The sequence below is a fragment of the Streptomyces sp. TSRI0107 genome (assembly GCF_001905845.1).
GTDB lineage: Bacteria > Actinomycetota > Actinomycetes > Streptomycetales > Streptomycetaceae > Streptomyces.
Genome location: NZ_LIVZ01000010.1, coordinates 332,377 through 349,007, shown reverse-complemented (window position 1 = coordinate 349,007; position 16,631 = coordinate 332,377). Strand labels below are relative to the sequence as shown.

The window sequence follows — 16,631 nt, the reverse complement described above, 5'->3', positions numbered from 1 at the left end:
TGCGCCCCCTGTGAGGGCATGGCATTCGGCCAGGTCCCGCCGCCCCGGCGGACCGCTCACTCCCCCGGCATGTGATCCAGCCGACGCAGGATGATCCCCTCGCGCAGCGCCCAGGGGCAGATCTCCAGCGTCTCCACGCCGAACAGGTCCATCGCGCCCTCGGCGACCAGCGCGCCCGCGAGGAGCTGGTTCGCGCGGCCCTCGGAGACGCCGGGGAGTTCGGAGCGTTCGTCGGTGGTCATGGCGGCGAGGCGGGGGACCCAGGACTCCAGCGACGCGCGCTTGAGCTCGCGCTGGACGTAGAGGCCGTCGGCGGAGCGGGCGGCGCCGCCGATGCGGGCGAGCTGCTTGAACGTCTTCGACGTGGCGACCACGTGGTCGGGCGCGCCGAACCGGCTGAACTCGCCGACCGTGCGGGCGATCTGCGCGCGGACGTGGCGGCGCAGGGCCCGGACGTCCTCGGCGTCGGGCGGGTCGCCGGGGAGCCAGCCGGAGGTGAGCCGGCCGGCGCCGAGCGGCAGGGAGACGGCCGCGTCGGGCTCCTCGTCGATGCCGTAGGCGATCTCCAGGGAGCCGCCGCCGATGTCCAGGACCAGCAGCTTCCCGGCGGACCAGCCGAACCAGCGGCGGGCGGCGAGGAAGGTCAGCCGGGCCTCCTCGGCGCCGGTGAGGACCTGGAGCTCGACACCGGTCTCGTCCTTCACGCGCGCGAGGACGTCGTCGGCGTTGCTGGCCTCGCGCACGGCGGAGGTCGCGAACGGCAGCAGTTCCTCGACGCCCTTGTCCTCGGCGGCCTGGAGGGCGTCGTGGACGACGGCGATCAGCTTGTCGATCCCTTCGGGCCCTATCGCCCCGGCGTCGTCGAGGAGCTGGGCGAGCCGGAGCTCCACCTTGTGCGAGTGCGCGGGCAGCGGGCGCGCGCCGGGGTGCGCGTCCACCACCAGCAGATGCACCGTGTTCGATCCCACGTCCAGGACACCGAGTCTCATGTACGGCACGCTACTGCCAGCTGGACCGCCTACCGCCCCCGGTGCCGGGCTCGATCCGGTCCCGGCACCGGCCGCGGGCGACTTACTCTGGATCCGTGCCAAAGACGAAAAAGGCGAAGGACGAAAAGACGACCAAGAAGGCCAAGAAGGACAAAAAGGTCCTGGGTCCTTCGCAGGCGTCAGCACCGAAGGGCGCCCCGGAGCGGGCGCGGGAGGACCTGGCGGCCGACGAGAAGGGCCTCGACTTCGCCCGCGCGTGGGTGGAGTTTCCTGATCCGGCAGACGACGAGCAGGTCTTCCGGTGTGATCTGACATGGCTGACCTCTCGCTGGAACTGCATCTTCGGAAGCGGCTGCCAGGGCATCCAGGCGGGCCGCGCGGCCGACGGCTGCTGCACGCTGGGCGCGCACTTCTCCGACGAGGACGACGAGAAGCGGGTCGCCGAGCATGTGGCGAGGCTCACGCCGGAGATCTGGCAGCACCACGACGTGGGCACGCAGACCGGCTGGATCTCCGAGGACGACGAGGGCTCCCGGCAGACCCGGCCGTACCAGGGGTCGTGCATCTTCCAGAACCGGCCCGGCTTCGCGGGCGGCGCGGGCTGCTCGCTGCACATCCTCGCACTCAAGGAGGGCCGCGAGCCGCTGGAGACCAAGCCGGACGTCTGCTGGCAGCTGCCGGTCCGCCGGACCTACGACTGGATCGAACGGCCCGACGACACCCGGGTGCTGCAGATCTCGATCGGTGAGTACGACCGCCGCGGCTGGGGTCCGGGCGGTCACGACCTGCACTGGTGGTGCACCTCGGCGACGTCGGCGCACGGCGCGGGCGAGCCGGTGTACGTCTCCTACCGCGCGGAGCTGACCGAACTGATGGGCAAGGCGGGCTACGACCGTCTGGTCGAGCTGTGCGAGCAGCGGCTGGCCTCGCAGCTGCCCCTGGTCGCACCCCACCCCGCGGACCCGGTGGCCTGACGGCGACGCGGTCAGGACGTGCCGGGGCTCGGGTCGCCGCTGTCGCCGGACGGCGGCGTAGAGCCCGCCGGGTCGGTCGGCGTGGACGCGCTGGGCGTGGGTTCCGGGTCGGGTGAGTGGGGCGGGCTGCTGCCGGCCGGGGGCTCGGTCGGCGCGGTGGGCGTCGGCGTCGGGTCGGGGTCGGGCGGAACCGGGTTCGTGGGCGTGCCGGTCGACGGGGCCGGTCCGGGGCGGGACGGGGTGGGCGCGGTGCCGTAGCCCGCGATGGAGACGACGGCGCCGGCGGGTGAGATCGCCACCCGCGCGGTCCAGTACCCGGACGGCTCGCGCAGATGGTCGACGTACACCTTGATCGTCAACGACTCGCCGGGGCGCAGGGTTCCCGAGGACTGGCTGAGGTACAGCCAGGGCGCGCCGGTCGAGGCGGACCAGCGCACCGGGGACGCGCCGGATGCGGTGAGGGTGACGAGTGTGGTGTCGCCGCTGTGGCCGGCGGTGACCTCCAGGCGGCCCGTGCCCTGCCGCCCGGCTCCGGCGACGCTGACGACCTCCACGGAGACGTCGGGCGTGTTGCCCTGGGAGAAGCGGCCGCCGGGCCGGGTGCTGGCGTTGCCGGTGTTCTCGTAGCCGTTGCCCGCCGCCTCGCCGGCGATGCCGCCCGCGCTCTCGTCGCGGCTGGCGGTGGCCCCGCGGCCGTCCTCGCCCTCGCCGGTGACGGGCGCTCCCCGGTAGGCCGACCACAGGGCGATCACGGGGGCTGCGACGACGGTGGCGACGACCGTCGTGGTGACGGCACGCGCGCGTAGCCGGTCCCGGCGGGCGACGCGGTCCTTGGGGTCCAGGGGGAAGCCGCGCCGGTCGAAGCGGGGCGCGGCGGCACCCCGCACGCGCGGGTGGTGCGCCATGGCGGTGTGCAGGGCCGCGCGGGGCGCCTCCAGGACGGGCAGCGCGGCCGGGGTGACGGAGGCGCCGGGCCAGCGGCCGGGGACCGCGCGTTCGGCGCCTCGGCGGCAGCGCGGACAGTCGTCGACGTGCCGGACCAGTTCGCGGCGCAGGGCGGGGCTGAGCACGAGCTGGTGGTCGCCGGTGAGGCGGGCGACGCTCGGGCAGGTGCCGGTCTCGACGACGGCGAGGGCCGCGCGGGTGCGTTCCACCTCGCAGGCGGCGACGGCCAGCAGGTCGCGGGCGGCGGCGGGGGCCATGCCGAGCACGGCGGCGACCTCGTGGGCGGCCAGGTGGTGGCGTACGGCGAGTTCCAGCGCCTCGCGCTGTTCCGGGGTGGTGCCGGCGGCCTCCGGCCACGCCAGCAGGGCGAGTTCTCGCCTGCGCCGCTCCTGGACGTCGTCGGGGACGGCGGGCGGGGCGGGCGGCTCGGACCGCCGGCGGCCGGGACTGTGACGGCCCGCCGCGTGCGTGGCCTGACGTTTCTGCTTGGCCTCGGCCAGCTTGCGCAGGCAGGCCCAGCGGGCCAGCGCGTACAGCCAGGCCCGGCGGTCCGCGGCGGCCTCCGGGGCCCGCTGGCCGCGCCGCTCGGCGACGACCAGCACCTCGCCGAGGGCGGCGGTCGCGGTGTCGTGGTCGCAGAGGACGGAGAGGCAGTAGGTGAACAGTCCGTCGAGGTAGGGCTCGTAGCGCGCGGGCGGTCGTTGCGCGAGCGTGCGCGCCGCAGCGCGGTCTCGCGCATCACGGTGCGCACGGTGTGCGCCGGCGGTGCGGGTCGAGGTGTCCGGGCTGCTGCTCATCATCCGGCGACGGTAGGGGGCCGGGCGCGGCGCCTTCCGCCCGCTTGAGCGCTTTTAATCCATACGGGTGAAACGATCCCTCATAAGGGGACAGGAGCGGTTCGTTCCGCGTCTCGTTCCCGACGGAACCGGCCGGTTCTCGCCGGTTCGGGCCGGTTCACCTGGGGTGCGAGGCCGGTCCGTCCCGCGTTGTCAGTGCCGCCGGTTACCGTTTCGTCCATGGCTGCCCGTACGAAGACCACCAAGGACCGTCCGTCCTACCGCTGCACGGAGTGCGGCTGGCAGACGGCGAAGTGGCTCGGCCGCTGCCCCGAGTGCCAGGCGTGGGGGACGGTCGAGGAGTACGGCACGCCCGCGGTGCGGACCACGACGCCGGGCCGCGTCACCACCTCCGCCCTGCCCATCGGCCAGGTCGACGGCCGCCAGGCCACCGCCCGCTCCACCGGCGTGCCGGAGCTGGACCGGGTGCTCGGCGGCGGGCTGGTGCCCGGCGCGGTCGTGCTGCTCGCGGGCGAGCCCGGCGTCGGCAAGTCGACGCTGCTGCTGGACGTGGCGGCCAAGGCGGCGAGCGAGGAGCACCGGACCCTCTATGTGACGGGTGAGGAGTCGGCGAGCCAGGTCCGGCTGCGCGCCGACCGGATCGGCGCCCTCGACGAGAACCTCTACCTCGCGGCGGAGACGGACCTGTCCGCCGTCCTCGGCCACCTGGACGCGGTGAAGCCCTCGCTGCTGATCCTCGACTCGGTGCAGACGGTGGCGTCCCCGGAGATCGACGGGGCGCCGGGCGGCATGGCCCAGGTCCGCGAGGTCGCCGGCGCCCTGATCCGCGCCTCCAAGGAGCGCGGCATGTCCACGCTCCTGGTGGGCCATGTCACCAAGGACGGCGCGATCGCCGGCCCGCGTCTGCTGGAGCACCTGGTGGACGTCGTCCTGCACTTCGAGGGCGACCGGCACGCCCGCCTGCGCCTCGTCCGGGGCGTCAAGAACCGCTACGGCGCGACGGACGAGGTCGGCTGCTTCGAACTGCACGACGAGGGCATCACGGGCCTCGCCGACCCAAGCGGACTTTTCCTGACACGTCGTGACGAACCGGTCCCCGGTACCTGTCTGACCGTCACCCTGGAGGGCCGCCGCCCCCTGGTCGCGGAGGTCCAGGCGCTCACCGTCGACTCCCAGATCCCCTCCCCGCGCCGCACCACCTCCGGCCTGGAGACGTCCCGCGTCTCGATGATGCTGGCCGTGCTGGAACAGCGGGGCCGTATCAGCGCCCTGGGCAAGAGGGACATCTACTCCGCGACGGTGGGCGGCGTGAAGCTCTCCGAGCCGGCCGCCGACCTCGCGATCGCGCTCGCCCTGGCGTCGGCCGCGAGCGACACCCCGCTGCCGAAGAACCTCGTCGCGATCGGCGAGGTGGGCCTCGCGGGCGAGGTCAGACGGGTCACGGGGGTGCAGCGCAGGCTCGCCGAGGCGCACCGCCTGGGCTTCACGCACGCCCTGGTGCCGGGCGACCCGGGCAAGATCCCGGCGGGCATGAAGGTCCTGGAAGTGGCCGACATGGGGGACGCCCTGAGGGTCCTCCCCCGCTCCCGTCGCCGAGAGGCCCCCCGGGAGGCGGAGGACCGCCGGTAGACTTTGCCCTGGTCTCGCCCGTCCGTACGAACCGAGTGCGCGTTGCGGGAGCGCCCCAGAACCTGCGACCGGAGGAGTGCAGTGGCAGCCAACGACCGGGCAGCAGCTCCCGGAAAGTCCGGTGGGAGTTCCGGCGCCGATGGCCTGATGCGCGCCTCACTGAGCGCCGTGGCACCCGGTACGGCCCTGCGTGACGGCCTCGAGCGGGTGCTGCGCGGCAACACCGGCGGCCTGATCGTGCTCGGCTCCGACAAGACCGTCGAGTCGATGTGCACGGGCGGTTTCGTCCTCGACGTCGAGTTCACCGCGACCCGGCTGCGCGAGCTGTGCAAGCTGGACGGCGGCATCGTGCTCTCCTCCGACCTGTCGAAGATCCTGCGGGCGGGTGTGCAGTTCGTGCCCGACGCGACGATCCCGACCGAGGAGACCGGCACCCGGCACCGCACCGCGGACCGGGTCTCCAAGCAGGTCGGCTTCCCCGTCGTCTCCGTCTCCCAGTCGATGCGCCTGATCGCCCTCTACGTCGACGGCCAGCGCCGCGTCCTGGAGGACTCGGCGGCGATCCTCTCCCGCGCCAACCAGGCCCTCGCGACCCTGGAGCGCTACAAGCTCCGCCTCGACGAGGTCGCGGGCACGCTGTCGGCGCTGGAGATCGAGGACCTGGTGACGGTCCGGGACGTCTCCGCGGTCGCCCAGCGACTGGAGATGGTGCGCCGGATCGCCACCGAGATCGCCGAGTACGTGGTGGAGCTGGGCACCGACGGCCGGCTGCTCGCCCTCCAGCTGGACGAGTTGATCGCCGGCGTGGAGCCGGAGCGCGAACTGGTCGTGCGGGACTACGTGCCCGAGCCGACCGCCAAGCGTTCCCGCACGGTCGACGAGGCGCTGTACGAGCTGGACGCGCTCACCCACGCCGAGCTGCTGGAAATGCCCACGGTGGCGCGCGCGTTGGGTTACACCGGCTCGCCGGAGACCCTGGACTCCGCGGTGTCGCCGCGCGGCTTCCGGCTGCTGGCCAAGGTGCCGCGGCTGCCCGGCGCGATCATCGACCGGCTCGTGGAGCACTTCGGCGGGCTGCAGAAGCTGCTCGCCGCGAGCGTGGACGACCTGCAGACCGTGGACGGCGTGGGCGAGGCCCGGGCGCGGAGCGTGCGCGAGGGGCTGTCGCGGCTGGCCGAGAGCTCGATCCTGGAGCGGTACGTCTGACCGACGGCCACAGACGAACGGAGGAGGGCCGCACCCCTGCCGGGTGCGGCCCTCCTCCGTTCGTCTTCTCAGTCGGCGTCCAGCACGAACGACGTCTGCACCTTCGCAAAGCCCGCCGCCTTGGCCTCCAGCAGGTACGTGCCCGCCTTGGCCGAGCCCGCCGGGGGCGTCCCGCACTCCGGGGCGCTGGGCTTGCGGTCCCACTTGACGGTGTAGCCGATGCTGCTGCCGGCCGGCACCCGGTACAGCAGGCTGGCCGCGCCCTTGGGGCAGTCCGCGGACGACCAGTACGCGTCGTCGCCGTCGGCCTGAGTGATCGTCAACACCGCGCCGCGCGGGCCGAGATCGACCTTGCAGTCGCTTCCGGAGGTGTTCCGCGCGATGATCCGGAAGGCCGGGGTCTGGTCCGGCGAGTAGGAGTTGCGGACGCTGCGCACGCTCAACGTGACGGCGTTCGCGGTGCACTTGGGCAGTTCGGAGCCCGCGGGCAGCGTGTCGCTCGCGCCCACGGAGATGGCGGGGGCACCGGAGCCGGACCCGCCCGCCGTGCCGTCCGACCCGTCCGTGCCGCCCGCTCCGCCGGCGCCCGAACCGGTCCCGGAGCCGTCGTCCGATCCGTCGCCGGTGCCGCCGGAGCCGCCCGCTCCGCTGGAGTCTCCGTCGCCCGACTCGTCGCGTCCGCCCGGGTGTTCGGTGATCGCCGGGCCGGAGCCGGACGGTCCGGGGGTGATGGTCGAGGGTGCCGGGTTCTTGTCGTCGGACCCGTCCGCGCCGTTGGTGCCGCCGCCGTCGCCCGAGGTGACCACCCAGGTGATCAGCAACGCCAGCACGGCGACCACGGACGCCAGGATGACCCTCCGTCGCCAGTAGATGGAGGAGGGAAGCGGCCCGACCGGATTGCGCAGAGATCCCACGGCGCAAACTGTACGAGAGATCAGCGCATTAACTGGCCCCACCCGCCGCCCTGAGCCACAACTTTTCCGGATCATCATCACGGAACCTGCCGTTCCGCTCTCCTGCGCGCCGGTCGGGCGTTCGCAGTCGCACGCCTTGCACCTCTGGCCATGGCTCGACGGTCGGCTCCGCCACACCCCGGCAGCCCGGGAACCCCGTCGCCGCCCCTCGGCGTGGCAGGATCGGAACCGTCATGACTGCGCCCACGAAACCCCTGCCCGGCAGCCCCGCCCCCGGCGACCCCGACCGCACCGCCGGCACCGCCCCCGGCGAGCAGCTGCACGCCCCCGTCATCGCGTGGTTCGACGAACACGCGCGCGACCTGCCCTGGCGGCGCCCGGAGGCCGGGCCGTGGGGTGTGATGGTCAGCGAGTTCATGCTCCAGCAGACGCCGGTGAGCCGCGTCCTGCCCGTCTACGAGCAGTGGATGGCGCGCTGGCCCCGGCCCGCCGACCTCGCCGCGGAACCGCCCGGCGAGGCCGTCCGCGCCTGGGGCCGGCTCGGCTATCCGCGCCGCGCCCTGCGGCTGCACGGCGCCGCGGTCGCCATAACGGAACGGCACGGCGGCGACGTACCGTCCGATCACGCGCAGCTGCTCGCGCTGCCCGGCATCGGCGAGTACACGGCCGCCGCCGTGGCCTCGTTCGCGTACGGCCGGCGGCACGCGGTGCTGGACACCAATGTGCGCCGGGTCTTCGCCCGCGCGGTCACCGGTGTGCAGTACCCGCCGAACGCCACCACCGCTGCCGAGCGCCGGCTGGCCCGCGCGCTGCTGCCCGAGGACGAGGGGACCGCCGCGCGCTGGGCCGCCGCCTCGATGGAGCTCGGCGCGCTGGTGTGCACCGCCAAGAACGAGACCTGCCATCGCTGCCCGATCACCGCACAGTGCGCGTGGCGGCTCGCGGGCAAGCCGGAGCACGACGGCCCGCCGCGCCGCGGCCAGACGTACGCCGGCACCGACCGCCAGGTCCGCGGCAAGCTGCTCGCCGTGCTCCGCGAGGCGCACGCGCCGGTGCCGCAGGCCGTGCTGGACGGTGTGTGGCACGAGCCGGTGCAGCGTGCCCGGGCGCTGGACGGCCTGGTCGCCGACGGCCTGGTGGAGCCGCTGCCGGACGGGATGTACCGGCTGCCGCTGAGCTGACGGCCGTTACGGAACAGCCGCGCCGGCACGGGGATCGCGACAGAGAGGGGCGCCGAGAACAACGGGCCAAATCACCCCGTACCCGAACCAACAGGGCGGTCGCTTTACCCCGTTCCTACTTTCGTTACACAACCGACGGACAGCCGATTGATAGCCGCAGGCTGCTTCGGACAGCCCCGTGACAACGCCTCCGTAGCTTCATTGCCGTGCCCGACAGGGGCGGCACAGAGCACGGAACAACGGGGAATTCGGAGGCGGTTGATCATGGCGCAGGGCGAGGTGCTCGAGTTCGAGGAGTACGTCCGCACCCGGCAGGACGCGCTGCTGCGCAGCGCCCGGCGCCTGGTCCCGGACCCGGTCGACGCGCAGGACCTGCTGCAGACGGCGCTGGCCCGGACGTACGGCCGCTGGGACGGCATCGCGGACAAGCGGCTGGCGGACGCCTACCTGCGCCGAGTCATGATCAACACGCGGACCGAGTGGTGGCGGGCGCGGAAGCTGGAGGAGGTGCCGACCGAGCAGCTGCCGGACGCCTCGGTCGACGACTCCACCGAGCAGCACGCGGACCGCGCCCTGCTGATGGACGTCCTGAAGGTGCTCGCCCCGAAGCAGCGGAGCGTGGTCGTGCTGCGACACTGGGAGCAGATGTCCACGGAGGAGACGGCCGCCGCCCTCGGTATGTCGGCCGGAACGGTCAAGAGCACGCTGCACCGGGCGCTCGCCCGGCTCCGCGAGGAGCTGGAGGCCCGCGATCTGGACGCACGCGCGCTGGAGCGTGAGGAGCGGGAGCGGTGCGCGGCCTGACCGGCGCGGGATCGAGTGATCAGAGCTTCCAGGCGGTGAGCAAGGCGGCGGTCTTACTCGCCGCCCTCGGCCTGTTCCTGACCGCCTGCGCCACCGGCGGCACCGGGGCGCGGGACGAGGGACCGGCGCACGTCGGAGTGGGGGCGGGCGCGCCGTCGGCCCAGCCGTCGCCCTCCGCCACCCCGGACAGGATGGACGCGGTCCGGCTGGTGCGCAGCGATCCGCGGGTCTCGGCGGCGGTCAAGCGCGAGCTGAAGCCGTGCGTGCCCGACGAGTACCCGGTCGACGTGTCGTACGGCGACCTGACCGGCGGCTCCGCGGACGACCTCGTGGTCAATGTCCTGACCTGCGGTGACGCGGTCGGGGTCGGGTCGTACGTGTACCACCGCGTGGACGGGCGGTACGAGAATGTCTTCGGGGCCGAGGAGTCCCCGGTGTACGCGGAGATCGACCGCGGCGATCTGGTGGTGACCAAGCAGGTCTACGACGAGGGCGACCCCGTCTCGAACCCCTCCGGCGAAGTGGTGATCACCTACCGCTGGGCGGGGAGCCGCTTCGCCGAGGAGTACCGCGCGCACAACGAGTACGGCGGCGCCGTCGGGGAGGGAGAGCCCGCCCCGGCGCCCGAGAGCAACTGACCCCAGCAGCCACTGATCAGCATCGACGGAGCATCCGGATGGCAGACCAGACCCACGTCCTGTTCGTCGAGGACGACGACGTCATCCGCGAGGCCACCCAGCTCGCCCTGGAGCGGGACGGCTTCGCGGTCACAGCCATGCCCGACGGGTTGTCCGGTCTGGAGGCGTTCCGCGCGAACCGCCCCGACATCGCCCTGCTCGACGTGATGGTGCCGGGCCTCGACGGGGTCAGCCTGTGCCGCCGGATCCGCGACGAGTCGACCGTGCCGGTGATCATGCTGTCCGCGCGGGCCGACGCCATCGACGTCGTCCTCGGACTGGAGGCGGGCGCCGACGACTACGTGACCAAGCCGTTCGACGGGGCCGTGCTGGTCGCCCGGATCCGCGCGGTGCTGCGCCGCTTCGGCCACGCGAGCGGCGGCGACCGGGGCGAGGAGCCGGGTGCCGCGGCGTCCGGCGGGGTGCTGACCTTCGGCGAGCTGGAGGTCGACACCGAGGGCATGGAGGTGCGCCGGGCCGGGCAGCCGGTGGGGCTGACCCCGACCGAGATGCGGCTGCTGCTGGAGTTCTCCGCCGCGCCGGGCACCGTGCTGTCGCGGGACAAGCTGCTGGAGCGGGTCTGGGACTACGGCTGGGGCGGGGACACCCGGGTCGTCGACGTCCATGTGCAGCGGCTGCGACACAAGATCGGCCAGGACCGGATCGAGACGGTCCGCGGCTTCGGTTACAAGCTGAAGGCCTGAGCGGGGGCGGTCGACGTCATGCGGGGGATCACACGCCTCGCCGCGGGGCGCGGCGGCGTCCGCGCGCGCCTCGGCGGGAGGCTGGACGCAGGTGTCGCGCGGCTCGGCGACTCGGGGCTGCGCACCGGTCTGCGCTGGAAGCTGAGCGCGGCGATCGCGCTGGTCGGCGCGCTGGTCGCGGTGGCGCTGAGCCTGGTGGTGCACAACGCCGCCCGGGTCTCGATGCTCGACAACGCGCGCAACCTCGCGGACGAGCGCATCCAGATCGCCCAGCGCGACCTCGCGGACGTGCAGATCGCCCAGCACACCTTCGACCTGTCCAACCGGGCCAACTTCGCCAACGTCAAGATCGACGACCCGAACCTGCCGGCCGAGCTGCGGGCGAAGGTGGACGCGGGGCGCCGGGCGACGTACGTGGCCGACAGCCCCGGCGGCACGCCGGACATATGGGCCGCCGTACCGCTGGCCGACGGGCATGTGCTGTCCCTGCACACCGGACTGACCGAGCGCAGCACCGACATCCTCAACGACCTCGACCAGGCGCTCGTCATCGGCTCCATCGCGGTCGTCCTCGGCGGCAGCGCGCTCGGTGTGCTGATCGGCGGGCAGCTGTCGGGCCGGCTGCGCAAGGCGGCGGCCGCCGCGAACCGGGTCGCCAAGGGCGAGACGGACGTACGGGTGCGGGAGGCGATCGGCGGGGTCGTCCGGGACGAGACGGACGATCTCGCGCGGGCCGTGGACGCGATGGCGGACGCGCTCCGGCAGCGGCTGGAGGCCGAGCGGCGGGTCACCGCCGACATCGCGCACGAGCTGCGCACCCCGGTGACCGGGCTGCTCACCGCCGCCGAACTGCTGCCGCCGGGCCGCCCGACCGAGCTGGTGCTGGACCGGGCGAAGGCCATGCGCACGCTGGTCGAGGACGTCCTGGAGGTGGCCCGGCTGGACGGCGCGTCCGAGCGGGCCGAGCTGCAGGACATCATGCTGGGCGAGTTCGTCGCCCGGCGGGTGGCGGCGAAGGACCCGGACATCCTGATGCGGGTGGTGCACGAGTCGGAGGTCACCACCGACCCGCGGCGCCTGGAGCGGGTGCTGTTCAACCTGCTCGCCAACGCGGCCCGGCACGGCCGGCCGCCGGTCGAGGTGACCGTCGAGGGCCGGGTCATCCGGGTCCGCGACCACGGGCCGGGTTTCCCCGAGGACCTGCTCGCCGAGGGGCCGAGCCGGTTCCGCACCGGCAGCAAGGACCGCGCCGGGCGCGGCCACGGTCTGGGGCTGACCATCGCCGCGGGTCAGGCGCGGGTGCTGGGCGCCCGGCTGACCTTCCGCAACGTCCGGCCGCCGGGTGCGCCCGAGCACGTGCCCGCCGAGGGCGCGGTCGCGGTGCTGTGGCTGCCGGAGCACGCGCCGACGAACACGGGCAGCTATCCGATGCTGCCGCTGCCGTCGGAGGGGTGACGCCCCGGGGCGCCGAGCGGGTGAGGCCGGTGCGGGCCTTGCAGCGGGGGTGACCAACGACCCCGGGCGCTGGGGTGCGCCCGGGGTCGTGGAGGTCAGCCGGTGTGGCGTCAGAGGGAGAGGCCCTGACCGCGGAGGAAGGCGATCGGGTCGACGGCCGTGCCGTAGTTCGGGGTGGTGCGGATCTCGAAGTGCAGGTGCGGACCGCTGGAGTTGCCGGTGTTGCCGGACAGGGCGATCTGCTGGCCGGCCGCGACGACCTGGCCGATGCGCACGTTCACCTTGGACAGGTGGGCGTACTGGGAGTACGAGCCGTTGCCGTGCTTGATGACGATGGCGTTGCCGTACGCGGGACCGTCACCGGCGCCGTTGCCGCCGGCCTTGACGACGGTGCCACCGTGGGCGGCGACGACCTTGGTGCCGACCGGCACGGCGAAGTCCTGGCCGCTGTGGGTGGACTGCCAGCGGGCGCCGTTCTGGGCGAAGCTGGCGGTCTTGGTGTAGCCCTTCACCGGGGCGACCCAGGAAGCGGCCTTCTTCTTGGCGGCGGCCGGCTTGGCCTGCTTGGCCTGCGCCGCCTTCGCGGTCGCCGCCTTCTTGGCCAGCTCGGCGGCCTTCGCCTGGGCGGCGGCCTGCGCCTGGACGGCGTGGGCGGAGCCGGAGACGGCGGTGGTGGCGGCGGTCGTGGCGGTGGGGGTGGCGGCGGCCGCGACCCCGGCCCCCAGCACAGCCGAGGCACCCAGGCCGGCGGCCAGGACGGCCGCGCGGGTGCGGAGCAGGGCCGTACGGGAAGAACGGGACGTGACACGCGGGGACATTCGCTACCTCGGAAGGTCGGGGACAGAGAGAACCACCCGGCGCACTGGGCATCGGCTCCGGATGGCCAGTCCTTGGTAACCCGCGGCTCCGCAAAGCCTCAAACCCCCCTTCTACGACCCAAGCTAGTAATTGACCCTGAAACCTCATGACTCTTGACAGAGCCCTCATTCGGGACGAAACACCGCATAAGGTCGATTGCCGCCAAAGGGTTCAGGGGCGTAAGTCCCTTTTTGTCCGGATCGGCGTATCCACTATTCCGGCTAGTACCGGACAAATCGCCTGTGCGGCATGTCACCGGAGGACGAGATCCACGGACCCTGGAATGTGACGGGCGCTACGCTGCTGGTCAGACGGGGTGTCGACGGTTTTCGGGGGAGGCCGGGGTGGAACCGACCGCCATCGGGGTCAGGCTGGCGACCGGCGTTGTGACGCCGCTCATACGAAAGCTCTTCGTTACGGAGGGGCCGGGCGCCGGGCTCGTCGACCGGCCGGTGCGGATCTCCGGCCGCGTCTCGTTCCGGGGCGAGAAGCGGCGGCTCGGCCGGACGGACGTCGCACGGCTCGCCGCCGAGCTGGTCCGGCAGGCCCTCGGGAGCGGCGAGCGGCCCCTGCCCGCCGACGAGGAGCAGGCCGTCGTACACGCCCTCGCCGACACCCTGTACGCCCTCGGCGACCTCACCATGACCGACGTCCAGGCCGTCGAACTGGGCCCCGAGGCCCTGGCCGCCCGGCTGCGCGCCGCCGCCGGCGACCCGGCCCGCCACCTCTCCCGCGACGCGAGCCTCTTCCTCGACCGGCTGCTCACCACCGCCTGCCTGCACATCCTGCACTTCTTCACCCAGCGCTCGGCCTTCGTACCGCGCACCCTGGTCGAGCAGACCCGCCGCCAGCGCGAGCTGCTGACCAAGGTCGACACGCTGATCGCCCGCACCCCGCCGCCCGACGGCCCCGACTCGGCCTTCGAACAGCGCTACCTCGCCTACGTCGCCACCCACCACGCCCACCTCACGATCTACGGCATCGACCTGGTCGACTCCCCCGACCGCTGGCCCCTGGACGCGGCCTATCTGAGCCTGACGGCCCTGCACCCCGACGCCGCGGACGAGCCCGTGGGCGACCCGGACGAGCAGCCCGTCGCCGCCGCCACCGCCCTGCCCGCCGACCGGGCGCTCGCCGAGCACGACCGGGTGCTGCTGCGCGGAGTGGCCGGCTCCGGAAAGACCACGCTGGTGCAGTGGCTCGCGGTCAGCACGGCCCGCGGCGAACGCGACGACCCGGACCCGGACGTCCCCGGCGGCCGGATCCCGTTCGTGCTCCCGCTGCGCACCCTGGTCCGCCGTCCCGACGGTCTGCCCGCGCCCGGCGCCTTCCTGGCCGCCGTACGCGTCCCCTTCCACGACACCCAGCCGGACGGCTGGGCCGACCGGGTCCTGCGCGACGGCCGCGGGCTGCTGCTCGTCGACGGCATCGACGAGATCCCCGAGCGCGAACGCGAACGCACCCGGCGCTGGCTGCGCGACCTGCTGGACGTCTATCCCGGCAACTGGTGGCTGGTCACCTCCCGGCCCTCCGCCGTCCGCACGGACTGGCTCGCCGCCGACGGCTTCACGGAACTCGCCCTCAGCCCCATGAGCGACGACGACGTGGCCGCCTTCGTCACCCGCTGGCACACCGCCGCGCGGGCCGGCGCCCGCGACCCGGAGGTCCTCGACGGCTACGAGCGCTCCCTCCTCGACGCCGTCCGCACCAAGCCCGACCTCGGCCGCCTCGCCACCAACCCGCTGATGTGCGGTCTGATCTGCGCCCTCCACCGCGACCGGCGCGGCTACCTCCCGCACGGCCGCCAGGAGCTGTACGACGCCGCGCTGTCGATGCTGCTCGCCCGCCGGGACGAGGAACGCGACATGATCACCCCCGGTGAGGGCGTCCACCTCACCGAGCTGCCGCAGATCCAGCTCCTCCAGCGCCTCGCCTACTGGCTGATCCGCAACAACCAGTCCGAGATGGACCGCGCACGCGCCGTCCGTATCGTCGCCGACGTCCTCCCCGCCCTCCCGGCCGCCGCCGCGCAGGGCGACGCCGAGCGGATCCTCGGCCATCTGCTGCTGCGCAGCGGCCTGCTGCGCGAACCGTCCGCCGGGACCGTGGAGTTCGTGCACCGCACCTTCCAGGACTACCTCGGCGCGCGGGCCGCCGTGGAGGACGGCGATTTCGGGCTGCTCGTGCGGGGCGCGGCGGACGAGCAGTGGGCGGACGTGATCCGTATGGCCGTCGCCCACGCCCGGCCCCGGGAACGCGCCGAGCTGCTGCGCGGCCTGACCGAGACGGCGGACCGGCTGGAGGGGGCCGCGAGCACCCGGGTACGCCTGCTGGCGCTGGCCTCGCTGGAGCACGCCACGGAACTCGACCCCCGGGTCCGCGCCGAGGTCGAGCGGCGGGCCGCCGTACTGATCCCGCCCCGCACCACCCAGGAGGCGCGGGCCCTGGCCGAGGCCGGGCCGCTCGCCCTGGAGCTGCTGCCCGGGCCGGACGGACTGAGCGCGGAGGAGGCGCGGGCGGTCGTCGTCACGGCGTCGCTGATCGGTACGGACGCGGCGCTTCCGGTGCTGGCCAGGTTCCGCGACCACCCCCGCCTGGACGTACGGGCCCAGCTCACCTGGACCTGGCACCGCTTCCCGGTGCGGCGGTACGGGGAGGAGGTCATCGTGCACCTGAACGAGTACGGGCTGTTCTTCGCCGCTCACTCCGCCGACCAGCTGCGCTTCCTGCGCGAGCTGGGCGGGCGCCGGGCACTCCAGCTGGCCGGGGACATCCCGGCGGACGCGATCGCGGAGGGGCTTGTTCCGGAGCGCACGAAGGAGCTGGTCATCCGGGGCAACGACGAGCTGCGGGACCTGAACTGCCTCGCCGGCCTGCACCGGCTGAGCTACCTCGACCTGAGCAGATGCCCGTACGTGGACGACCTCGCGCCGCTCGCCGGGCTGCCGCTGTCCTGGCTGTCGCTGGACCTGCTGCCGGGCCTGGAACGGCCGGGCGCGCTGGCCGTCCTCGCCGGATCACGGACGCTCGACCAGCTCGACCTGGGGGTGCCGCTGGAGGCCGACAGCCTCGACGAGGCGATCCCGCCCGGCCTTCCGCTGCGCTATCTGCGGTTCACCAAGAAGGCGCTGTGGCACACCGGGCTGCGCGGCCTGCACCGGTTCCGCTCGCTGCGGCAGCTGAGCCTCGCCTCGCTGTACGGCGAGCTCGCCCCGCGGGACTACGAGGAGATCGCCCGGCTGCCCGAGCTGACGGACCTGCGGATCAACTGGCGGGTCGTCGGCTGGCAGGGCCCGCCGCTGCCCGGTGTGACGAGCCTGCGGCTGAACGACTTCCACGGCAGCGAGGACCTGTCCCGCGTCCCGGAGCTGTTCCCCGGCCTGCGCACGGTTGTGATCGTCCCGGCGCCGGACGTCTCCGAGATCCCGGACGACGTCCTCGCCCAGCTGCCCGGCACGCCCAGCGTGCTGAGGGTCCGCGCGGTGGTGTGAGGCACGT

Annotated in this window: 13 protein-coding genes; 9 read left to right on the top strand and 4 right to left on the bottom strand. The window is 73.6% G+C overall.

From position 1 onward, the window contains the following. Positions 1–56: 56 nt before the first annotated feature. Complete coding sequence (locus AMK31_RS27495; protein WP_073943338.1) at positions 57–989, bottom strand: Ppx/GppA phosphatase family protein; 933 nt, start codon at positions 987–989, stop codon at positions 57–59. Positions 990–1,084: 95 nt separating this feature from the next. Here AMK31_RS27495 and AMK31_RS27490 point away from each other — a divergent pair, with 95 nt between their 5' ends. Beyond that, positions 1,085–1,963: a hypothetical protein gene (locus AMK31_RS27490; protein ID WP_073943337.1), complete on the top strand. Its 879-nt coding sequence runs from the start codon at positions 1,085–1,087 to the stop codon at positions 1,961–1,963. Positions 1,964–1,974: 11 nt separating this feature from the next. Here AMK31_RS27490 and AMK31_RS27485 read toward each other — a convergent pair whose 3' ends face one another. After that, entirely contained in the window at positions 1,975–3,708 is a 1,734-nt protein-coding gene (locus AMK31_RS27485) for a BACON domain-containing protein (protein WP_073943336.1), read from the bottom strand. A 216-nt stretch (positions 3,709–3,924) separates the two neighbouring features. Here AMK31_RS27485 and radA point away from each other — a divergent pair, with 216 nt between their 5' ends. Together radA and disA are read left to right on the top strand one after the other, a co-directional pair. Continuing rightward, positions 3,925–5,334 (top strand): DNA repair protein RadA, encoded by a 1,410-nt coding sequence (radA, locus tag AMK31_RS27480; protein ID WP_073943335.1) that lies wholly within the window; start codon positions 3,925–3,927, stop codon positions 5,332–5,334. Between the two features lie 81 nt (positions 5,335–5,415). Next, positions 5,416–6,540: a DNA integrity scanning diadenylate cyclase DisA gene (gene disA / locus AMK31_RS27475; protein WP_073943334.1), complete on the top strand. Its 1,125-nt coding sequence runs from the start codon at positions 5,416–5,418 to the stop codon at positions 6,538–6,540. Between the two features lie 68 nt (positions 6,541–6,608). On the opposite strand, the gene AMK31_RS27470 is transcribed toward disA, so the two are convergent. Further along, positions 6,609–7,454: a hypothetical protein gene (locus AMK31_RS27470; protein WP_198948582.1), complete on the bottom strand. Its 846-nt coding sequence runs from the start codon at positions 7,452–7,454 to the stop codon at positions 6,609–6,611. Positions 7,455–7,687: 233 nt separating this feature from the next. Between AMK31_RS27470 and AMK31_RS27465 the strand changes: the two genes are divergently transcribed. The 5 genes from AMK31_RS27465 (at position 7,688) to cseC (ending at position 12,275) form a co-directional block, all read left to right on the top strand. After that, on the top strand, positions 7,688–8,635 hold the full coding sequence (locus tag AMK31_RS27465; protein WP_073943332.1) for an A/G-specific adenine glycosylase: 948 nt from the start codon (positions 7,688–7,690) through the stop codon (positions 8,633–8,635). A 264-nt stretch (positions 8,636–8,899) separates the two neighbouring features. Beyond that, positions 8,900–9,439 (top strand): SigE family RNA polymerase sigma factor, encoded by a 540-nt coding sequence (locus AMK31_RS27460; protein WP_073943331.1) that lies wholly within the window; start codon positions 8,900–8,902, stop codon positions 9,437–9,439. Continuing rightward, entirely contained in the window at positions 9,427–10,077 is a 651-nt protein-coding gene (locus tag AMK31_RS27455) for a hypothetical protein (protein ID WP_073943330.1), read from the top strand. The genes AMK31_RS27460 and AMK31_RS27455 overlap by 13 nt, the downstream gene beginning before the upstream one ends. Positions 10,078–10,115: 38 nt before the next feature. Then, a complete protein-coding gene (gene cseB, locus AMK31_RS27450; RefSeq protein ID WP_073943329.1) occupies positions 10,116–10,820 on the top strand; it encodes a two-component system response regulator CseB in 705 nt (234 codons plus the stop codon). 18 nt (positions 10,821–10,838) lie between these two features. Continuing rightward, the gene (gene cseC, locus AMK31_RS27445; protein ID WP_073943328.1) at positions 10,839–12,275 is read left to right on the top strand and encodes a two-component system sensor histidine kinase CseC; all 1,437 of its coding nucleotides are present in this window, start codon (positions 10,839–10,841) and stop codon (positions 12,273–12,275) included. Positions 12,276–12,385: 110 nt separating this feature from the next. On the opposite strand, the gene AMK31_RS27440 is transcribed toward cseC, so the two are convergent. Then, on the bottom strand, positions 12,386–13,093 hold the full coding sequence (locus AMK31_RS27440) for a M23 family metallopeptidase (RefSeq protein ID WP_073943327.1): 708 nt from the start codon (positions 13,091–13,093) through the stop codon (positions 12,386–12,388). 384 nt (positions 13,094–13,477) lie between these two features. Between AMK31_RS27440 and AMK31_RS27435 the strand changes: the two genes are divergently transcribed. Next, positions 13,478–16,624, top strand: coding sequence for an NACHT domain-containing protein (locus tag AMK31_RS27435; protein ID WP_073943326.1), 3,147 nt, complete (start codon positions 13,478–13,480; stop codon positions 16,622–16,624). The last annotated feature ends 7 nt before the right edge of the window (positions 16,625–16,631 follow it).

Bases quoted from the DNA above. Each gene is read 5' to 3' on its own strand.
- AMK31_RS27495 (WP_073943338.1), bottom strand. From the start codon at position 989: ATGAGACTCGGTGTCCTGGACGTGGGATCGAACACGGTGCATCTGCTG.
- AMK31_RS27485 (WP_073943336.1), bottom strand. From the start codon at position 3,708: ATGATGAGCAGCAGCCCGGACACCTCGACCCGCACCGCCGGCGCACAC.
- radA (WP_073943335.1), top strand. From the start codon at position 3,925: ATGGCTGCCCGTACGAAGACCACCAAGGACCGTCCGTCCTACCGCTGC.
- AMK31_RS27465 (WP_073943332.1), top strand. From the start codon at position 7,688: ATGACTGCGCCCACGAAACCCCTGCCCGGCAGCCCCGCCCCCGGCGAC.
- AMK31_RS27460 (WP_073943331.1), top strand. From the start codon at position 8,900: ATGGCGCAGGGCGAGGTGCTCGAGTTCGAGGAGTACGTCCGCACCCGG.
- cseB (WP_073943329.1), top strand. From the start codon at position 10,116: ATGGCAGACCAGACCCACGTCCTGTTCGTCGAGGACGACGACGTCATC.
- cseC (WP_073943328.1), top strand. From the start codon at position 10,839: ATGCGGGGGATCACACGCCTCGCCGCGGGGCGCGGCGGCGTCCGCGCG.
- AMK31_RS27440 (WP_073943327.1), bottom strand. From the start codon at position 13,093: ATGTCCCCGCGTGTCACGTCCCGTTCTTCCCGTACGGCCCTGCTCCGC.